Origin of the sequence: Burkholderia sp. AU31624 (assembly GCF_020420065.1) — a bacterium.
Classification (GTDB): Bacteria; Pseudomonadota; Gammaproteobacteria; order Burkholderiales; family Burkholderiaceae; genus Burkholderia.
In genome coordinates this window covers 105,502-124,538 of sequence record NZ_JAIZRT010000012.1, presented here as the reverse complement: position 1 = coordinate 124,538, position 19,037 = coordinate 105,502, and the positions used below count along the sequence as shown (strand labels likewise).

18 protein-coding genes and 1 tRNA gene are annotated in these 19,037 nt (G+C 57.3%); 6 read left to right on the top strand and 13 right to left on the bottom strand.

Features of this window, described 5'->3' with window-relative positions; translation table 11 throughout:
* Positions 1–232: 232 nt before the first annotated feature.
* The 4 genes from LGM89_RS33850 to LGM89_RS33835 are packed head-to-tail and all read left to right on the top strand — an operon-like array spanning position 233 to position 7,772.
* Complete coding sequence (locus LGM89_RS33850) at positions 233–427, top strand: type II toxin-antitoxin system ParD family antitoxin (protein ID WP_226275338.1); 195 nt, start codon at positions 233–235, stop codon at positions 425–427.
* 51 nt (positions 428–478) lie between these two features.
* A complete protein-coding gene (locus LGM89_RS33845; protein WP_226275335.1) occupies positions 479–3,379 on the top strand; it encodes an SNF2-related protein in 2,901 nt (966 codons plus the stop codon).
* Positions 3,376–5,037, top strand: a complete 1,662-nt coding sequence (locus LGM89_RS33840; protein WP_226275333.1) for a site-specific DNA-methyltransferase — start codon at positions 3,376–3,378, stop codon at positions 5,035–5,037. Before LGM89_RS33845 ends, LGM89_RS33840 begins: the two co-directional genes overlap by 4 nt.
* 8 nt (positions 5,038–5,045) lie before the next feature.
* A complete protein-coding gene (locus LGM89_RS33835; RefSeq protein ID WP_226275331.1) occupies positions 5,046–7,772 on the top strand; it encodes a DEAD/DEAH box helicase in 2,727 nt (908 codons plus the stop codon).
* Between the two features lie 30 nt (positions 7,773–7,802).
* Here the strand turns inward: LGM89_RS33835 and LGM89_RS33830 are convergent, their stop codons facing one another.
* The 7 genes from LGM89_RS33830 to LGM89_RS33800 form a co-directional block, all read right to left on the bottom strand.
* Positions 7,803–9,638, bottom strand: coding sequence for an ATP-binding protein (locus LGM89_RS33830; RefSeq protein ID WP_226275329.1), 1,836 nt, complete (start codon positions 9,636–9,638; stop codon positions 7,803–7,805).
* Between the two features lie 207 nt (positions 9,639–9,845).
* Positions 9,846–10,421, bottom strand: coding sequence for a recombinase family protein (locus tag LGM89_RS33825; protein WP_226275328.1), 576 nt, complete (start codon positions 10,419–10,421; stop codon positions 9,846–9,848).
* Positions 10,418–10,780 (bottom strand): hypothetical protein, encoded by a 363-nt coding sequence (locus LGM89_RS33820; RefSeq protein WP_226275327.1) that lies wholly within the window; start codon positions 10,778–10,780, stop codon positions 10,418–10,420. Before LGM89_RS33820 ends, LGM89_RS33825 begins: the two co-directional genes overlap by 4 nt.
* Before the next feature lie 263 nt (positions 10,781–11,043).
* The gene (locus tag LGM89_RS33815) at positions 11,044–11,427 is read right to left on the bottom strand and encodes a hypothetical protein (protein ID WP_226275326.1); all 384 of its coding nucleotides are present in this window, start codon (positions 11,425–11,427) and stop codon (positions 11,044–11,046) included.
* Between the two features lie 35 nt (positions 11,428–11,462).
* Positions 11,463–11,801, bottom strand: coding sequence for a hypothetical protein (locus tag LGM89_RS33810; RefSeq protein ID WP_226275325.1), 339 nt, complete (start codon positions 11,799–11,801; stop codon positions 11,463–11,465).
* A 185-nt stretch (positions 11,802–11,986) separates the two neighbouring features.
* On the bottom strand, positions 11,987–12,517 hold the full coding sequence (locus tag LGM89_RS33805) for a DUF2628 domain-containing protein (RefSeq protein ID WP_226275324.1): 531 nt from the start codon (positions 12,515–12,517) through the stop codon (positions 11,987–11,989).
* A gap of 71 nt (positions 12,518–12,588) precedes the next feature.
* A complete protein-coding gene (locus LGM89_RS33800) occupies positions 12,589–14,145 on the bottom strand; it encodes a hypothetical protein (protein ID WP_226275323.1) in 1,557 nt (518 codons plus the stop codon).
* Between the two features lie 268 nt (positions 14,146–14,413).
* Here LGM89_RS33800 and LGM89_RS33795 point away from each other — a divergent pair, with 268 nt between their 5' ends.
* The gene (locus tag LGM89_RS33795) at positions 14,414–14,680 is read left to right on the top strand and encodes a helix-turn-helix domain-containing protein (RefSeq protein WP_226275322.1); all 267 of its coding nucleotides are present in this window, start codon (positions 14,414–14,416) and stop codon (positions 14,678–14,680) included.
* A 36-nt stretch (positions 14,681–14,716) separates the two neighbouring features.
* Here the strand turns inward: LGM89_RS33795 and LGM89_RS33790 are convergent, their stop codons facing one another.
* Positions 14,717–15,226: a hypothetical protein gene (locus LGM89_RS33790; protein WP_226275321.1), complete on the bottom strand. Its 510-nt coding sequence runs from the start codon at positions 15,224–15,226 to the stop codon at positions 14,717–14,719.
* On the opposite strand from LGM89_RS33790, the gene LGM89_RS33785 reads away from it, so the two are divergent.
* Positions 15,225–15,491 (top strand): hypothetical protein, encoded by a 267-nt coding sequence (locus LGM89_RS33785; RefSeq protein WP_226275320.1) that lies wholly within the window; start codon positions 15,225–15,227, stop codon positions 15,489–15,491. The genes LGM89_RS33790 and LGM89_RS33785 overlap by 2 nt on opposite strands.
* Here the strand turns inward: LGM89_RS33785 and LGM89_RS33780 are convergent.
* The 5 genes from LGM89_RS33780 to LGM89_RS33760 form a co-directional block, all read right to left on the bottom strand.
* Positions 15,488–16,714 (bottom strand): tyrosine-type recombinase/integrase, encoded by a 1,227-nt coding sequence (locus LGM89_RS33780; protein WP_226275408.1) that lies wholly within the window; start codon positions 16,712–16,714, stop codon positions 15,488–15,490. The genes LGM89_RS33785 and LGM89_RS33780 overlap by 4 nt on opposite strands.
* A gap of 161 nt (positions 16,715–16,875) precedes the next feature.
* Positions 16,876–16,951: transfer RNA gene (locus LGM89_RS33775), tRNA-Thr, on the bottom strand.
* 18 nt (positions 16,952–16,969) lie between these two features.
* Positions 16,970–17,497, bottom strand: coding sequence for a ClpXP protease specificity-enhancing factor (locus LGM89_RS33770; RefSeq protein ID WP_089493979.1), 528 nt, complete (start codon positions 17,495–17,497; stop codon positions 16,970–16,972).
* A 71-nt stretch (positions 17,498–17,568) separates the two neighbouring features.
* Positions 17,569–18,180: a glutathione S-transferase N-terminal domain-containing protein gene (locus tag LGM89_RS33765; RefSeq protein WP_006400565.1), complete on the bottom strand. Its 612-nt coding sequence runs from the start codon at positions 18,178–18,180 to the stop codon at positions 17,569–17,571.
* Between the two features lie 92 nt (positions 18,181–18,272).
* A complete protein-coding gene (locus LGM89_RS33760) occupies positions 18,273–19,031 on the bottom strand; it encodes a cytochrome c1 (protein WP_071335456.1) in 759 nt (252 codons plus the stop codon).
* Between the last annotated feature and the right edge of the window lie 6 nt (positions 19,032–19,037).

The window sequence follows — 19,037 nt, the reverse complement described above, 5'->3', positions numbered from 1 at the left end:
GCAGTTGGCTAATAGCTATCGCAGCACACGCGGCGCTCGAAACTGGCCGGATCTACGTGTCGCTGGTTGTTGCATAACGGTACGACGCCGTAGCGGAAATTCGGACGACCCTATTGCAACAGCGAACCGACCAACATCAGCCACCATCGTCTCGCGGCACATTCACAAGCTTTGTCGATGTTTGACAATCCTTGATACCATCGCCGGATATCTCAAAAAGACACGCGTGCCGATGAATGTCAATCTGACCCCAAATCTCGAGGCAATGGTGAAAGCCAAAGTCGCTAGCGGCCTCTACAACAACGCCAGCGAAGTCGTCCGGGAGGCGCTGAGGTTGATGGCTGCCCGTGACCAACGGGACCTCCCGCCGAATATCGATGCGAGTAGCGGCACGGTCCGTGCCCCGAGTGAGCCCGGCTCCGACTGACGGCTCCCACCTCGAATACGCCTTACGTGGTTACGTGGCCCAGGTTCGGGCTTGGGTCTGCTCGAAGCATCGGGTATAACGGCATCCAAAATAGCTTTCCACACAATGACAACCGCATCGAGCCCATCGGCATTCACCCCGCATCAAAGTAGCTTTTTTGCGCACCGCCTCACACTTGACGGCATTGGCGACGAAGCGATCACACAATCGCTCTCTACCGCGCGCGTCGATATGAACCCGCATCAGGTTGATGCGGCTCTTTTCGCGTTATCGTCGCCGCTGTCAAAAGGCGTCGTACTTGCCGACGAAGTTGGCCTTGGCAAGACGATCGAAGCTAGCCTAGTGATTGCCCAGCGATGGGCTGAGCGGCGGCGAAAAATCCTATTGATCGTGCCCGCCTCCTTGCGGAAGCAATGGAGTCAGGAGCTATCCGATAAATTCTCGCTACCGTCAACGATCATCGAAAGCAAGAGTTATAACCTTGCGAAAAAGAACGGTAACGCGCGCCCCTTCGATCTGCCTGATACAGTCCTGATCACCTCATACGAGTTTGCGGCAACCAAGGCTGAAGACGTTGCGCGTGTCCAATGGGACCTCGTTGTCTATGACGAAGCGCACCGGCTTCGCAACGTGTACAAACAAGGGACCGGACTGCGCGCCAAACGCCTTCGCGAGGCAACCGCGCCATACTTTAAGATCCTACTCACGGCAACGCCGCTCCAGAATTCCCTGATGGAACTCTTTGGCCTCGTCTCCGTGATCGATGAGCATTTCTTCGGGGACGAGAAGAGTTTTCGCGCGTCCTATGTGGGAGCCAGTTCGTCAAACAACGCCTTCCTGTTCCTGCGCAAGCGTCTCGAAGCGGTGTGCAAACGAACGTTGCGTCGCCAAGTGCAGCAGGCTGGTTTGATCAAGTACACGGCGCGATGCCCGCTGACGCTCTCTTTCGAACCCTCGGATGACGAAGCCCGTCTCTACGAGGGCGTATCGGCATACCTTCAACGTCCTGGCACAATCGCATTTGGAGACCGGCCCAATGCGCTTGTTACGCTCGTAGTCCGGAAGATCCTCGGTTCCTCCACGTTTGCGCTATCCGAAACACTTGCCAAGATCATCGAACGGCTGCGTGACAAACAGCGCCCATCCATTGAAGCGCTCGTCGACTACGATGCAATAGACAATACGGTTGAAGAATTCGACGACGAAGAAAGCGAAGACGATGAAATCGATCCTGCCAAGCTCGCTGCGGAAATCGCAGAGTTGGAGGAATTTCGTGCTCTTGCGCTCTCAATCGGCGAGAATGCCAAAGGCGGCATGCTCGTCAATTCGCTTCCTGCCGCGCTGGATACCATCGAATCCAAGAAAGGGCTTCGCAAGGCCGTCATCTTCACAGAATCGGTCCGCACGCAACGCTATCTCGCTGACCTACTGACGGCAAACGGCTACGGTGATCAAATCGCTCTGCTCAACGGTCAAAACAACGACCCAGCCAGCGCGGCCATTTACCGCGACTGGCTGGCCCGTCATAAGGATTCGGACGCGATTTCGGGATCGAAGACAGCCGATATGAAGGCGGCAATTGTCGAGGCATTCCGCGACGACAAGTCGATCCTCATCGCAACTGAGTCGGGCGCCGAAGGTATCAACCTGCAGTTCTGCTCGCTTCTCATCAACTTCGATCTGCCATGGAATCCGCAACGCGTGGAACAACGTATCGGGCGCTGCCACAGATATGGGCAGAAGATCGATGTCACCGTCGTCAACTTCCTGAATCTGAAGAATCGTGCCGAGCAACGCGTTTTCGATTTGCTCGATAAGAAATTCCGGCTGTTCGATGGCGTATTCGGCGCTAGCGACGAGGTTCTTGGAGCAATCGAGCGCGGAGTCGATATCGAGCGCCGTATCTTGGAAATCGTGCAGGCGGCGCGCAATGAAGACGAGATCAATAGTGCATTCGACCAGCTACAGTCGGACTTGCAAGCGCAGATCAGCGAACAGGTGCTCGACGCCCGCAAACGGCTCCTCGAAAACGTCGACGAGAAAGTGACGCGTCAACTGAAAACGCGCAATGGCGAGATCCGGAAGCATCTTTCTGATTTTGATCGCGATCTTTTACGTATTGCGCGTGCCGAGTTGCCCGAAGCAGATTTCCATACTGATGATGAGCGCCGGTTCGATTATCGCGGACATACCTACACTACAGAGTGGCCCATCGCAGACGAGCGCGGCTGGCAATTCTTCCGTTTGACGGAAGGCACCCTTGCGCAGCAAGTGATCGCCGACGCGAAAAAGCGCGAGTTCAAGGAGATCAGTCACGTCCGCTTTGATCTCTCGGCATACCCGGGCGTCCTTGCAGATGTGAATCCGCTACGCAGCCGAAGCGGATGGCTGCGTGTCGCCAAGCTTCGGGTGAACACCGCCGCACTCAATCGCGAATATCTGGTTCTGTCGGTTACAGCCGACGACGGCGAAGCGCCGCATCCCGAAACGATTGAGCGGCTCCTGGCTGTTCCCGCACACGTCATCAGTATGGTGGCCGATGTGCCACCGCTTGCCGAGCTCGACACAATCGAAGCCTCACGGAAAGACGATCTGCTTGCGCTGGCGGAAGAGCAAAACAATGCTTGGCTTGAAGAAGAGAGCGAAAAACTGGACGCCTATGCGGAAGACCTCGAACGAGCTTTCGAGGCAGACGTGAAGGCTATGGATGTGGAAATCAAAGCTGCCAAGAAAGCCCTACGAGGCTCCAATCTGGCGATGAGCGAAAAGCTCGCAGAGAAGCGCCGTATCAGTGCGCAGGAAGGAAAACGGGACAAGATGAAAGCTGCATTTTTTGATCGCAAAGCGGAGATTCGTGCCGAAGTGGAGTCGTTGCTCGACAAGATTCAGGAGAACCTGAGGGCATCTCCTGAACTGACGCCTCTGTTTACTCTCCGGTGGGAGGTGGCATGAAGAAGCAGCGCCTTGAGCTGACTTGGCTCGGCAAAGATGCTCGAGTCCATCTCGAACCTCGTATTCTGGTAGAAGACACCGCAAAGTCCTACCATGCTTCGGAACGAGTCGGTTCACATGATATTTTTGATAACCGGCTGATCTTCGGCGACAATCTTCTCGCACTTAAAGCTCTCGAAACTGAATTCTCGGGTCGAGTAAAGTGCGTATTCATTGACCCGCCTTACAACACCGGAAGTGCCTTCACCCACTATGACGATGGAATCGAGCACTCCCTGTGGCTGTCACTCATGCGTGATCGACTTGAACTGATTGAGAGGCTGCTATCGGATGACGGTTCCCTTTGGATAACCATTGACGATAATGAGGCCCATTATCTTAAAGTTCTGTGCGATCAGGTATTTGGTCGGTCCAATTTTATAGCAAACGTAGTTTGGCAAAAAGCCTACACGTCTAATCAGACTGCTATGCATCTTTCGAATACACACGACCACATCCTTGTGTACGCGAAAGATGTAACGAAATTCAAAATAGGAAAAATCTCTCGAACAGAAGAACAAAAAAAATCGTTCAGCAACCACGACAACGACCCCAGAGGGGATTGGAAAGCCGAGAATTTATCAGCAGGCAAGTTCTATTCTGCAGGTCAATTCCCGATCACCGGACCCAAAGGGGAAGTTTTTTTACCTCCGAAAGGTCGCTATTGGCGCTGCAATCAAGAGCAGTATGAGGCATGGCTCAAAGATGGCCGAATAACGTTCGGCAAAAGCGGGGAGGGAAGACCCATGTTGAAAAAGTTCCTCGCTGAGATGAAAGATGGACTGACTGCTAACACCTGGTGGACCCACGAAGAGGTTGGTAGTAACAAAGAAGCCAGTATCGACCTGAAGCGCATGTTCGGGGATCGGGACGATGTATTCCAAAACCCGAAGCCGGAAAAATTAATCTGGCGGATTCTGACCCTCGCCACGAACCCCGGCGACTTGGTTCTTGACTCATTTGCAGGGTCCGGCACGACTGGCGCAGTTGCTCATAAGATGGGCCGCCGATGGATCATGGCCGAGCTCGGTGAGCATTGCCATACACATATTATCCCGCGGCTGACCAAGGTTATTGATGGCGATGATTCAGGCGGGATAACGGAGATAGTTAATTGGAAAGGCGGTGGTGGGTTCCGATATTACAAGCTCGCGCCCTCACTTCTTGAAAAAGACAAATGGGGCAATTGGGTCATTCAGTCCGACTACAATCCGACCATGCTCGCCGAGGCCGTCTGCAAGCTCATGGGCTTCACCTATGCACCGAGCGAGCAATCCTACTGGATGCACGGGCACTCCTCCGAGCACGACTTCATTTACGTCACCACACAGAGTCTGACGCACGACCAATTGCGCGCCATTTCGGAAGAAGTCGGCGACGAACGGAGCCTGCTGGTTTGCTGCAAGGCGTTCAACGCCAAGCCGGATGCCTTCTTGAATCTGACGATCAAGAAAATCCCGCTCGCGGTCCTGCGCAAATGTGAATGGGGCAGAGACGACTATAGTCTGACGGTCCAGAATCTGCCGGAAGCCGAGACGGAGCACGATGCGCAACCTGCACCAACGCCGAAGCGCCGGACATCGAAAGAACAGGCAGACCTGTTTGCGGAAAAGGAATAGTTACAAGAATGAATCGCGAACTTCAAAGCATCATCCAACGACTGTCCCTCCGCAAGCCACAAGCGGATTCGCTCGAAATCCTGGCCGAAGTGCTTGAACGCATTCCGCTCGGAAAGGACATTGCCGACGGCCAGGCTCTTGCGGCCGTTCGTGAGAGATGGTCGTCTTTACAGGATTTCGAGCGCGACTTCCCTTCGCTTTGTTTCGCTCTTGCGACCGGCGTCGGCAAGACCCGCTTGATGGGTGCCTTTATCTCCTATCTTTACCTCACGGGACAAAGCCGCCATTTCTTCGTGCTGGCGCCGAACACGACGATCTATAACAAGCTAATCAACGATTTCACGCCTGGACATCCGAAATACGTCTTCAAGGGGATTGCCGAGTTCGCGACCAATCCGCCGCTCATCATCACGGGCGACAACTACGAAAGCGGTCGCGGTGTCCGGCATGTCGATGGGCGCGCCTCCGATCTGTTTGGAAGCGACGTTCACATCAACATCTTCAACATCGATAAGATCAACAAGGAAGAGGGACCGCGTGGCACCCCGAAGATGAAGAAGTTGCAGGAGACCATCGGCGAGAGCTACTACGACTATCTCTCCGGACTCGACGATCTGGTGGTCGTCATGGATGAAGCGCACCGCTATCGCGCCAGCGCCGGATCAAAGGCGATCGATGGTCTTAGACCGATCCTCGGTCTTGAACTGACCGCGACACCTAAAACGGTCGGGGCTCGCTCTGTCGCCTTTCGCAACGTCATCTACAGCTACGGGCTTGGTGAGGCAATGGCGGACGGCTTCGTTAAAGAACCTGCCGTTGCGACGCGGAAGGATTTCGATCCGAAATCTGTCCCGGAAGAACGGCTTGAACAGATCAAGCTGGAAGATGCCGTTCACAACCACGATCATGTCGCTGTGGAACTGGATCGCTATCATCGCGTGACCGGACGCCCAAAGGTGCATCCGTTTATTCTTGTCGTAGCGCAAGACACGGATCACGCTCGCCGTTTGCGCACATACATCGAGTCGGAGGATTTCTTCCGAGGACGGTTCAAGGACAAGGTGGCCGAGGTCCATTCGGCATTGCGCGGCGAAGAGAGTGAAGAAGCGACCCAGCGCCTCGTTTCACTGGAACAGGATGGGCGCACCGAAATCGTCATTCACGTCAACAAGCTGAAGGAAGGCTGGGACGTTACCAATCTCTACACAATTGTTCCGCTCCGCGCCTCCGCTTCCGACATCCTGACCGAGCAGACGCTCGGTCGCGGCCTTCGCTTGCCATATGGTGAGCGCGTGACGCACCGTGACGACGAAGACTTCGCTGCGGTGGACCGGCTCACCGTCATCGCCCATGACCGTTTCGACGAGATCATTCAAAAGGCGCGCGAGCCAGGTTCGATTGTCATGAAGCATATTGAGATCGGCGAGGGATGCGACGTTTCCTCAGACGGCGCGATGCTTGTGACCGCTCCGTCGATTGTCGAAATCATGATCACGGGTTCCAGCCCTTCCCTGCCGGGACTCGATGAGCCTCCCGCCGTTCAGGTGATTACCCTACAGACGCCGGAGGAAACGCGGACCGCAGAGGTCACGCTTGAGGTCATCCGGAAATTCGAAAGAAAGCTCGGCAGCGCCGACGAACTGCGTTCGGCGGACGTGCAGCGCCAGATCGCTGACGCAGTTCGAGAGATTGTCCGCCCGGCGCAAAGTACGCTGGAAGGCATCATTGCTGCTCCGCGCGTTGAGGAGATCGTGGCGGCCGTCACGCAGATGGTCGCCGAGCGCACGATGTCGATTCCGCAGATCCTCGTCCTGCCGAAGCGACAAACCACGTTCGAGTTTGCCGATTTCGACCTCAAGGACCTCTCGTCGGTCAATGTCCGCCCCATAGACGACGGCCTGATCATCCAGACGCTGCGAACCGAGGCGCGCACATACCTCGCGAAATCCGTTGACGACCCACGCGAAGAACGTCTGGAAGACTACCTTGTCCGATTCCTCATCGAGCGCAACGAGATCGACTACGACGCCCATGCGGATCTGCTGTACAAGCTCGCCGGGCAAGTTGTGGATCGCATCAGCTCGTATCTAGAAACTCGTGCGGAAGTCGAGAACGTTCTCTTGCGCAACGGGCGTCAGCTCGCGGAATTCATCTTCGCCCAGATGATGCAGAACTATGTCGAGACTCCGCTGGGAGATGATGATTATGAAGTCCGCGTAACGCGGGGATTCTCTCTTCTTGAACCTCAGGCTTTCAATGTTGTGCCGGAACAAAAGGTCCGCGATTTCCGAAAAGTAGTGACTCCGATGTCCGACACGAAGCGACAGGTTTTCGGTGGCTTCAGAAAATGCTGCTACTCGCTCCAAAAATTCGACTCCGATCCGGAGCGCCGCTTCGCCGTTCTTGTCGATGCCGATCCGGTCGTTGAAAAGTGGCTCAAACCCGGTCGAGCACAGTTTCAGATTGAGTATCGCTCCGGGGACAACTACGAGCCGGACTTCGTGATTGAAACTGATACCGCGATGGTGATATGCGAGGTGAAGAACCGGGACGAACTTACAGATCCCGTCGTTCTTGCCAAGGCAAAAGCCGCCGTGAAATGGTGCCGCGCCGCCACGCAGCACGCGGAGGAATCGAGGACAAAACCGTGGACTTATGTCCTCATCGGCGATGATCAGGTTATCGGTAGCGCCACCCTGCCAGGGTTGATGGCACGTTTTTCACGCAGCGAGTAGCTATACGGACCGGTGATGCCGGTCCGGTTTCTATCCCTTCAAATCGAATTGAAGAACCTCCTCAAAGACCTTGTTTCTGGCCTTCGCATCCTTTATAAGCGCCGACGCGGGCATTACGTATAGATGCAGTGGAATTTCATCTTTCGAACCAATCAAGAAATCGTTATATACCACTCGTTCAGTTAGCGAAAAAACGTCCTTGAAGCCCGTCTGTTTCATGTCCCTATAAAACTCATAATCGATTTCGACGATCGAGAACGCAAAAACTTCTCGCACCGTTGGAATTCGATCGGCAAGCTCGCTGGCGTACAGTCTACACTGCATTAGCGCCTTATTGTTTTCGAAAATATCCGCGCCGGGTTTTTTAAATTCGATAATAACCAGCTTGTTAGGATGATTTTCATTATCTTTCGAAAAGAAGGCTGCGACATCTGGCCGTCGCTGCTGCTTTGCCTCGATGGCCTCTCCAACCTCTTGGATGATCGTAGCTAGCGCCTGCTCACTATAAATACTGGAATACGACAAAAATTTATCGTCAACCAACCAGACATTATTTTCCCTAATCTCCGAGCCATCACTTCTTTTTGGGAGAATAGCGTTATGGATTGCATCTTCGGCGCTATCCGATGGCATGTTCGCTAACGAGTCAATAACCAACGCCCGATGAACGATGAACCTAGCTAAATCTTCACTCGCAAGGTGTGAAACGTCATCCCAAGAGACGGGTTTCCCACTCTCCAGAGCCTCGACCACTTGATCTTCTTTTCTGGCCTGCTGAGCCCTATAGGTTTTCACCACCTCATCAGCATCTAGCAGAGCAGCGTTGCCATCCAGCGAATCGATTTTGATAAATGGATAGTACCTCTTGAGCTTCTCGATATTATCCGTCTTGAATTGCTCAATATCACCTTCTGCAGACTCATCAATCATTGCCAAGCATTCTTCATGAATGCGCGGCATTAGCTTCTCACGACTGATGGGAGAAACCATGTCGACATCATTATCCGTCCTCGGAAGCTCCAATCGTTGCCGCTCAATATTGGAGCGCTTATTAAAGTAGTCCGACGTGACAAAAATCAGATGCCTGCATACGTCGAACCTCTTACTGATAACGTATTCTTCGATGCAGAGCTCATCAGCACAGAGCATGGCGAAAATACCTTTTCTGGGAGGCTCATCCCTGAAAAGATAACAATTAAATTTTTCACCCTGAAATTCAAACTCCCTAGTCAATTCCGCCTTGATGCTATCTCCCGAAAATATATAGACATCATCGAACGGTTGCCTCGAATTGTGAGTGAACTTTAAGGTTATGCTGCGCCCCGCCTGATGCTTGAGGAAGAGCAGAAGGTGCAGATCATCGCAAATCGAACTAATCAGCTTGGTTACCTGAGTGTTGATTCTGTCCTTCAGGTCCCGCAAGGTGATGCTGGTACTTGAGGCGCCAACGATCGGCGATTTCTTAACATCATCGAGTTTGAAATCCGGGGTATAAGTGAACTCAACCAGCTCAGTCGGGAGCTGACTGGTAATTTCAACCTTATTAGCATATTTAAGGAATGCCAGCCGCCCCACACCTTTGCCACCAATATCGTCTTTGTGGCTGGTACAGATTTCATCGAAGAAGTTCAGATTTTCGGTCGTGAAGCCTTCACCATCATCAACTATGGTGATCTGCTCTAGAACCCTTCTTTCCTCACTACCGGGAGTCAATTCTTGTTGCCTCTCCGAGAAGTGGAGATCGACGGACACGATCTTTCCGCCAGCATGAATAGAATTCGTGACTGCCTCACGAATCACGTCACGAGCGGTAACCCCACCTCTATAGTGCTCGGCAATAAATTTTCGAAGATTGATTCGCGCCATCTTTGCAATGTATCGCTGAGCTATCCATGAACAGGTAGAGCTTACAGCGGCTTCCCCTATGGCTGAAGATTTTTCAGCGCAACTCTTTCGTTTACGCTTCTCGCGTGTACGCTCCCCGCCAGCGCGCTCACGGTCAAGATCAGATCATAGCCTACGAAGGCCCCTCAGCGCGTGCGGTCACAACCGTTCCGATAGTGGCAACGAATATTAGCCATCGGTGCGCGAACAATATCTATGGACCGTTACACGGTCAATCCCGAACTCACGAGCAAGCTGGCTTCGGTTCTCTCCAGCCTCGAAACGCTGCCTTAAGGCGGCTTGCTGCTCGGCCGCAAGTTTAGGCTTGCGCCCCCGATATTTGCCGCCCTCCGCGCGAGCGCGGGCAATCCCTTCTCGCTGACGCGCGACCCTGATACCGTTCTCGAACTCGGCGAACGCCGCGAACATCGTCAGCGCCAGCTTGCCCGCCGGCGTGCCGGTGTCGAATTGTTGTTGAAGGATCACCAACCGCACGCCCCGCGCATCCAGCGCACTGATGGTCGAGAGCACGTCGACCGTGCTGCGGCCGAGGCGATCGAGCGCATAGACCGCGAGGGTATCGCCGTCCCGTAGATATTGGGTGCATGCGGCCCAGCCGCTGCGACTGTCGGCGGCAGTCGTGCCGCTGGTCGCCTCGTCGGCGAACTCCTTTTCAACTATGTAGCCAGCGGCGGCGATAGCCTGGCGCTGATTCTCGACCGACTGCGCGGCCGTGGATACCCTCAGATAGGCTACGACGCTCATACGGTGCCCTCCCTTGATGTCGTTTCCGAAGCGTTCACAAAAACCGGGAAACAGATATACCCGTCCCGGTTCAGGACATGCTTTCCGGGATACAGTGCGGTCGCCGCGAATCCACCCGCGAACCACTGCTGGAAGCGGTCGAAGACCTCTGTTCGCCATAGCGCGAACCGGTCAGGATAGACGACGACATACTCCGGCATAACCAGATCGCACACATAGCCGCCGGATCGCCAGCGTGGGGCCGAGTCGAATTCGACATTCCAGTCGTGATACCGGCCGACCGTGACAAAAACACCGACGCCCATGACCGAAACGGAGAACGACAGTACCGGGTTCAGGTTGCCAAAGCGCACTTCCATGCTTGTACGGGTCCGCCCGACTACCGTGATCGCGCCAAGGATTCCGTCGAGCCGATTCGCCCACGCAAGGAACGTCCGGCGACACTGAACGTACAGCACCTGCTCTCGTCGAGCTTCGGAAGCCTTGCCCTCGAAACGGGAACGCTTGACGTGCTTTCGCAGGCGGCGCGCCGATGACTTCGTGTAGCGGGAGCGCGTCTCTCGGTACCGACGCGCCATCATTCGGTCAAGAAACCGAACTTTCCGAGAATTCGTCATGGGCCTCATGTATCGCACACTCCGGGCAGAGGTTTGTCGGAGCGCCCCGTGCCGTCGGGCACGTAATCCGCCGTGTAACGCCGGCATTCGATCGACAGCCCGTGGACGTGCAACAGCATTTCCCCCAGTTCAACGAGTAGCCGGCCCAGCGCTGCCGCGTGTGTGGCGCCGACCTCGCCGCCTTGGATCTGCCGCGCCGTGCTGGCCTGAAGCAGGCCGATTGCCGAAAACCCACCATGTACGATCTGCAACGCAGGCTCGGCGGACTCCGCGAGATTCACGAGCAAATCGGGATCGGTCTCCGCGTAATCGGGCTCGCCGGACGCCGTAACGGCCAAGGACGGCAGTTGCCGTAATAAGTCTCGCAGTGGTCGCCGAATCAGGTCCATAGAGGCTGCGGCGGGCGATACAGGAAAGCTTCCCATCAGTATTCCTCTGGAAAAAGGAGCGTCGTTACGCTGCGATCCGCCTCGGTGATCACCCACACGCGCCTTCCCCCAATGTCGTAAGTCGACAGGATGCGCGTGCCGTGCTGAACCGCAAGGCAGTTCGCCCGCGCGTCCTCGGGCGGTACCATGCCCCAGTCGCCGCACATGTGGCGCTTGAGATAATGGTCGGTGGCGATGCCGTGGTGTTCGAGATGGGTCAGTACGCCTCGCGTTGCGACGATCTGGCCGAGCCTGAAAAGCGGCAGTGCAGGCTGTAGCGCACGCCGGCTTGACGATCGGTAGAGCAGGTTTCCGTCCAGGTTTGAGCAGGCCATGAGATTTCTCTAGTGAAGTGAAGGACGATCCGTCACGGCAACCAACTCCAGAAATGCAAAAAGCCAGAGCGCGATGCTCTGGCTTTTGCGGCAGGACGTTGGTCGAGCCGTAACAGCGTCGATGGGATGGCGCAGTGCGCCGGGTATCAAGGAGTCTGTCTATCCGTCATGCTTCGGCGCGCCCGTCACCACCATTCCCTCCGGTTCAGCACGGTCTTCCGGTAGTAATCGACGTTCGCGCATTGTTTGAACATGACGGCCGACACAATCCAGAGGAAGTTGTCGACGGGCACGCTCAGCGCGTCACCGGCCATGCCGAGAAGGACATCGATCACCAGCGCGAGGAGCGATAGCGTGATGGCCTTGCGCCACATGCCAAGGTACAGGTAGTAGAACGGCCCGAACACGAACGCCCAGAGGTTCGAGGTAATCAGCCGTTTCTCCTTGCCGGTAAGCTGCTTCGCCTCCGGCCAGCGCCACCAACGCGTGCGCTCGCCGCCCGCCTTCTCGATGGCGGCAAAGCGCCGCCGCCATTTGTCCGATAGTCCAGCCAAATTGTCGGGGGCCGGTGCTGGTGCCACAAACTCCGGTCGTGTCGGCGGGTTCGCCGGTGTAACGGCCAGCGTCGCAGCGGGTACGGCGGCCGGCTTGCCGCAACCGCTACAGAAAGCGGCGCTCGCACCAAGCTGCGTCCCGCATTGCTCACAAAATGCCATGAAGGTGGTCTCCTAATTGATCGTGACACGCCGCCGGATGGCAGCGCATCAGTCAGATGGGCGTGTGCGGGTTAGCGACCGAGCGCGAGGCGGCAAATGCGGGTCTTCTCGCCGTGCCAGTTCGTCAATGCGCCATCAGCCTGAAACGCCGGCTGCTCCGTCGTACCGCCAAACCGACCTGTAAAGGCGGTGGTCCACGCGTGCCGGGCGTCCGCATACTGCCCGGTGCCGTCCAACTGCACCGTCAGATCGGCTGCAACCGTACCGGTGAGAACCTCGCGGTAGGGATGCTCGCCGTGCGACAGACGGACGAGCTGCGCCTGTCCGTTGTGGATGGTGAGCGTGACTCGATGGGACCAGGCATCCGTGTCGGGCACCGAACCCGAGCCACTGTAGGGACCGCATTGATAGGTGCCGTGCCAGTCGCCTTCAAGGTCCGCGAGTACCAGCGCCCGGCTCACCGGCTGCGGCACGGGCGTAGTCGTTGTCGCCAATGTCGGCGTCTGCGCTGGCGCGGTTGCTGGCGGCGGCGACACTCTGGCTGTTGCCTCCTGCCGGGCGCGTCGCGCGCTCGCCCGGAGCTGTTGCGCCTGCGTGTTGGCGGGATCGAGCAGCAGGATGGCTTCGGCGGTCGCAACGGCATCGTTGTACTGCGCGTGGCGGTACTCGTCCTGCGCCTTCCGCAGCAGTAGTTGCAGTTTGGCGGCCTGACCGGTGCCGGCCTGCGTCGGCGACACCTCGATCGCACCAGTCGCGGGGACGCTTGACGCTGCCGCCGATGGCACTGGCTGCGATGGGGCCGGCGCCGACGCTGCAACCGCTGTCGCGCTCGCCTCCCTAGCCGCGTCGCCAGCCGCAGCGCTGGACGCATCTTCGACCGCGCTGGCTATCGGGGCTGGCGCGCTCGTTGCCGACGCCGAGCCGGCAATGGTCGCCGGAGCCTGAACGCTGACCACGTCATCCGAATGCGAACCGCCACCCCGGAACAGCGACACGACGAGCAGGTTGAGGCGATGGAAGATGCTTTGCGTCCCGCCTGCCTCCCCGTTCTCGGCCGACTGGCCCGAGTCAGCAACAGCCGAACTGGCCTGCAACGCGGCAGCCGTGGCATCGTCGACGGAGGTGAACTGATCGTAGGTCGACGGGTCTCGTGGATTGGGCGGCGATGTGTTCAGGTGCCAGCCTTGCTCGCTTTGAACAAAAACCCGGTCGCCGGTGCCCTGATAGCTGCGTGGGACAGGCGCCTGCTCCTGGCTGATCACTGCGGCAAGAGGAAACGCACCGTAAAAGCAGGGGTCGCTCACGTCGCCCATCGTGACGGCTGCGATGTGCCGGGCATCCTCTTCGCTCACATTCGCACCGTGCCCGATCAGCTCACCCGGATCTTTCAAGGTCAGGACGAACGAATACGACACTTCGTAGCCATCCGGATTCGGTGCGCCGTCGATGCGTCGGACATTGCCGAGTGTCCAGAGCGGGCACTCCCCGTACCGCTCCTGCAACGCGGTTTTGACGTCATTCAGATCCGGCTTCGAATGGTCTTCGTGATTGCACCCGCCTAGAAGGGCACCGACAGCGAAAACCGGCGCGATCAGGCAAAGGCTTCTTCTTGATTGTTTGGCGTGCATGTTCTTGTGTCTGGTTGTGCGCCACCCCGATTACTGCCCCGACCGGAATGACCATCGCCGGCTGCCGGACATATCGCCCGGTACCAGCTCCATCTGTCCCTGCCATCAGCCAGCGCGCGTCGCTTCGCCGATGCCGATTCCCCGCAGCCATGACCCTTCGAGCGACACTCCATTCGACGAATTGTCACTCATAGAGCGGGTAATCATAGAGCGTGTCCCTGAACCGGTCAAACCCATACGCTAGGGGTTCTTTCATTACGAAACCCCGATGGATTACGATCCCCTTGCGCTGTTCGGAAAGCGCCTCATTGAACTTCGCAAGCGGCGCCACTGGTCGCAGGAGCGACTTGCCCTCGAAAGCGGCCTTGCCCGCTCGTATCTGGGCGGGGTCGAACGAGGCAAGCGCAACATCGCGCTCATCAACATCTGCGTGCTGGCACATACGCTTGGCGTGCCGCCTTCCGCGCTGCTCGAATTCAGCGAGCCGGCGACTGCTAAGGAACCGGCCGCTGAAACGACGCCTGACGGCCGCTAAGCCGTTCGGCCCGACCGGCTGATGTACCGGCTTCGGTTACTTGCCGGTCCCTGCTTTGCCGTTCATGGCGTGGATGCCGATCACCCAATGACCGGCGATGTTCTTGAAGTTGGTACGGACGCGGTCGGCAGGTTTGCACCATGGCGCCGGATCAAGGGCGTACTCGATCGTCGTGCCCGAGGCGTGGCTCGCCTTCGCCCGGTGAAACAGGATGTGCCGGCCAACCTCCATCTCGTCGTTGTAGTCGACTAGGATCAGCGCGACATCGGGGATATCCGATACGCGGGAAACCTCCTTGTACACGGTTGCAACGAGTCCCAGCTGCGCCATGAGCGCCGCGATGTGCGTCTCCCCGAGGTAGTACGGCCCTCGTGCTGGATGCTTCGTCTTAGCGATGGCAATCTCCCTCACCTCCTCGATCTTCTTGCCCGAGAGCATCGCGGCGCACGCGAAAACGTCATCGAAATCGGTGGTCTGCGCCGCGAACGGAAACGCTGGGTTGAAGGTCGTCGGCGTGCTCTCGACTCCGGTTGGAAGGACAGGCATGGATCAGGCTCCTGAAAACGCAAAAAAGAAGCGCGCAGCAACGCCTGCCTGGTGGCATCGGACAATTCGGGGCAAATCAGAGGAGAAAAGTGAGGCGAAAATCCGGCAAATTTCCTGCGGATTCGCTCAGGCATGCGCTGCGGCGCGAGCGGCGAGCCGAAAACCGGTTTTTGGTCGGTTTTTCAGCCGTATCATCATTTTATCAGGGTCAAATCACGCCCTCAACGGCGATTTAACTTTGGTCAGGCACGCGAAAATCGACTAATTGCCGGCCCAATTCCGGCGAAAATCGCTGAGCACGACCTCTTTTCCGCTGGCCGCAATATCAAGATAATCGGACCAGACCTGCATCATCTGCCTCCGCTCGGCCAAGTACAGCGCGCGGTTATACGCGGCCCGTACTTTGTTCCGCTCGGCGTGAGCGAGTTGCCGCTCAATCCAGTCGGGATGAAATCCCATTTCATTTAGAATGGTCGACGCCGTGGCACGAAACCCATGTCCGGTCGCGCGTGAGTGGTAGCCCAGCCGGTACAGCGCGTAGAGCAGCGTATTCTCGCTGATCCACTTATTGCGACGCCCGTTGCCCGAAGGAAACACGAGATCTGAACCACCGCCGACGGTCTGCAACTGACGAAGCAAAGCAACTGCCTGCCTCGACAGCGGAACGATGTGCTCTTCGCGCATCTTCATGCGTTCGGCAGGGATGCGCCATTCGCCAAGTTCCAAGTTGAACTCGGCCCAGTTGGCTGCGCGTAGTTCGCCTGTGCGGACGAACGTGTGAACCATCAGTTGAAGCCCGAGCCTAGTTTGGGGATCACCGTCGTACCCAGCCAGCTTGGCCAAAAACTCCGGCAATTCGTCGTGCGACAGTGCGGCATGGTGCTTTCGCTCCGGCGTTTTCAATGCACCCCGCAATTCAGCCGCCGGGTTAGCAACAATTCGCCCAGTTGCGACCGCGTATCGAAAGACCGCATTGCAACGCTGCAAAACCCGCCCCGCTATCTCCAAAGCCCCGCGCTTCTCGATTACACGCAACGCCATCAGTAAGTCAGGGGCGCTGATCGAGCCGATGGGGCGGTCACCCAGCTTCGGAAAAATATCGGCCTCAAGCGAATTCATGATTTTTTTGGCATGAGATTCAGTCCACGCCGATCGCTTCGTCTTGTGCCACTCACGGGCAATGAGTTCGAACGTCGTCGCCTGCTCGTCGGATCTGCGTCGGACGGTCTGCTTTCGCTCGACAACTGGATCAATCCCCTGTTTGATGAGCTTTTTCGCCTCGTCGCGCATCTGCCGCGCTTCGGCTAGCGACACCTGCGGATAGACACCGAGAGCGTAGATCTTCTGCTTGCCATGCAGGCGAAAGGCGAGCCGCCAGTATTTGCCGCCGTTCGGCGTAACGTGCAGGTACATGCCGCCGCCGTCGGCAAGCTTGTACGGCTTGTCAGAAGGCTTAAGGTTCCGAACTCCAGTATCTGTAAGGGACATTTTATTGATACCAACATTTTGAGTGTCGATACCAACCAATATACCATCATCGATACCAGCAATCAGCGCACGACCACGGACACCGAAAAACAAAAAACCCCGCAAAATCAACGATCTTACGGGGTTTTCTGGTCACCGCTGTACGTCAGCGGATGGATATGTGGTGCCGGCTGCAGGACTCGAACCCGCCACCTGATGATTACAAATCAACTGCTCTACCAGATGAGCTAAGCCGGCGTAGCGCGAGATTCTACCTCATTTCACGATCTTGAGGCGAGGTCTGCTGCCACCTTTTGAACCGTCGCCATCGCCGTCGGTTTTCGGCGGTTCGTCGGCGCCTTCGGAGGGCTCCTCGTTCGCACCGCTGTCGGCCACCGGCGTCAACACCGCTGGCGATTCGTCGCGCTGCGCCTCATCCGCCTCCACGGCTTCATCATCGAACGCACCCGAATCCGCGCCTTCACCCGCAACCGCATCGACCTGGAACGCCATGCCCTGCCCGTTCTCGCGCGCATAGATCGCGAGCACGTTGGCAACCGGAATCTCGATCTTGTGCGCCTTCCCGGAGAACCGGGCCGTGAACTCGATCCACTCGTTGCCCATCTGCAACTGGCTCGTCGCCTCGAAGCTGATGTTGAGCACGATCTCGCCGTCACGCACGAACTGACGCGGCACGCGCGTCGAGTTGTCGACCCTCACCGCGATATGCGGCGTGTAACCGTTATCGGTGCACCACTCGTACAACGCGCGCAGCAGATAAGGCTTCGTTGAAATCTCTTGCATCACAATCCTCGAACCCGGAGCGGGGGCGCGGCACGCCGCGCCGCCCTCTCCGTCATGCACTCATTGCACCATCAACGACGCATGACCTTTTCGGACGGCGTCAGTGCTTCGATGTAGGCCGGACGGCTGAAGATCCGTTCGGCGTACTTCATCAGCGGCGCCGCGTTCTTCGACAGCTCGATGCCGTAGTGATCCAGACGCCACAGCAGCGGCGCGATCGCGACGTCGAGCATCGAGAATTCCTCGCCGAGCATGTACTTGTTCTTCACGAAGATCGGCGCGAGCTGCGTCAGGCGATCGCGGATCGCGAGGCGTGCCTTCTCGTGGTTCTTCTCCGCTGCCTTGCCCTTCTCGTTCTCGAGCGTGCTGACGTGGACGAACAGTTCCTTCTCGAAGTTGAGCAGGAACAGGCGTGCACGTGCGCGCTGCACGGGGTCGGCCGGCATCAGTTGCGGATGCGGGAAGCGCTCGTCGATGTACTCGTTGATGATGTTCGATTCGTACAGGATCAGGTCGCGCTCGACCAGGATCGGCACCTGACCGTACGGGTTCATCACCGAAATGTCTTCCGGCTTGTTGAACAGGTCGACGTCACGGATTTCGAAGTCCATGCCCTTCTCGAACAGCACCAGCCGGCAACGCTGGGAGAACGGGCAAGTTGTGCCGGAATACAGAACCATCATGTTTGCGTTTCCTCAAAAAAGCCGAGGGCCGGCACGCGGCGAGCCCCTTCCGGGGTTCCACCTTGCGCCGGCCCCACGCCGGTCAGGCGTGATTACTTGATATCTTTCCAGTACGCGGCATTGAGCCGCCAGGCCAGGAAAGTCAGGACACCGAGAAAGATCAGCACCCATACGCCGAGGCGTTTGCGGGTCTGCTGAGCCGGCTCGGACATCCAGGTCATGTACGCCACCAGGTCGGCAACCGCAGAATCATAATCCACCGCGGACAGTGTCCCCGGTGTGACCTGCTGGAAGCCGACGAGCGTATGGACCTTCTCGCCCGTCTCCTCGTCCGTCTTGTCTTCGAATTTGGCGGTGCGCTGCCCCTGCAGCTGCCACAGTACATGAGGCATGCCGACGTTCTCGAACACCGCGTTGTTCCAGCCGCTCGGCCGTGTATCGTCGCGGTAGAAGCTCCGCAGATACGTATACAACCAGTCGCGGCCGCGCGCACGCTCCTCGACCGACAGGTCGGGCGGCGAGGTGCCGAGCCAGTTCTTCGCGTCTTCGGGCCGCATCGCGACGGACATCGTGTTGCCGACCTTGTCGGTCGTGAACAGGAGATTCTTTTCGATCTCCTTCTGGGATATGCCCAGATCCGTCAGACGGTTGTAGCGCATCAGGTTCGCGCTGTGGCAGTTCAGGCAATAGTTTACAAACAATTGCGCGCCGTGCTGAAGCGAAACGAGATTTTCCGTGTTATCGGGCGCCCGGTCGAGCGGAAAATTACCTTCCGCCCGAACCGCCGGCGCCGCCAGCAGCGCACACGCGGTCGCCCCGATCAGCGCGAGTGTCGAAAGCAGTTTCTTCATGTCGTT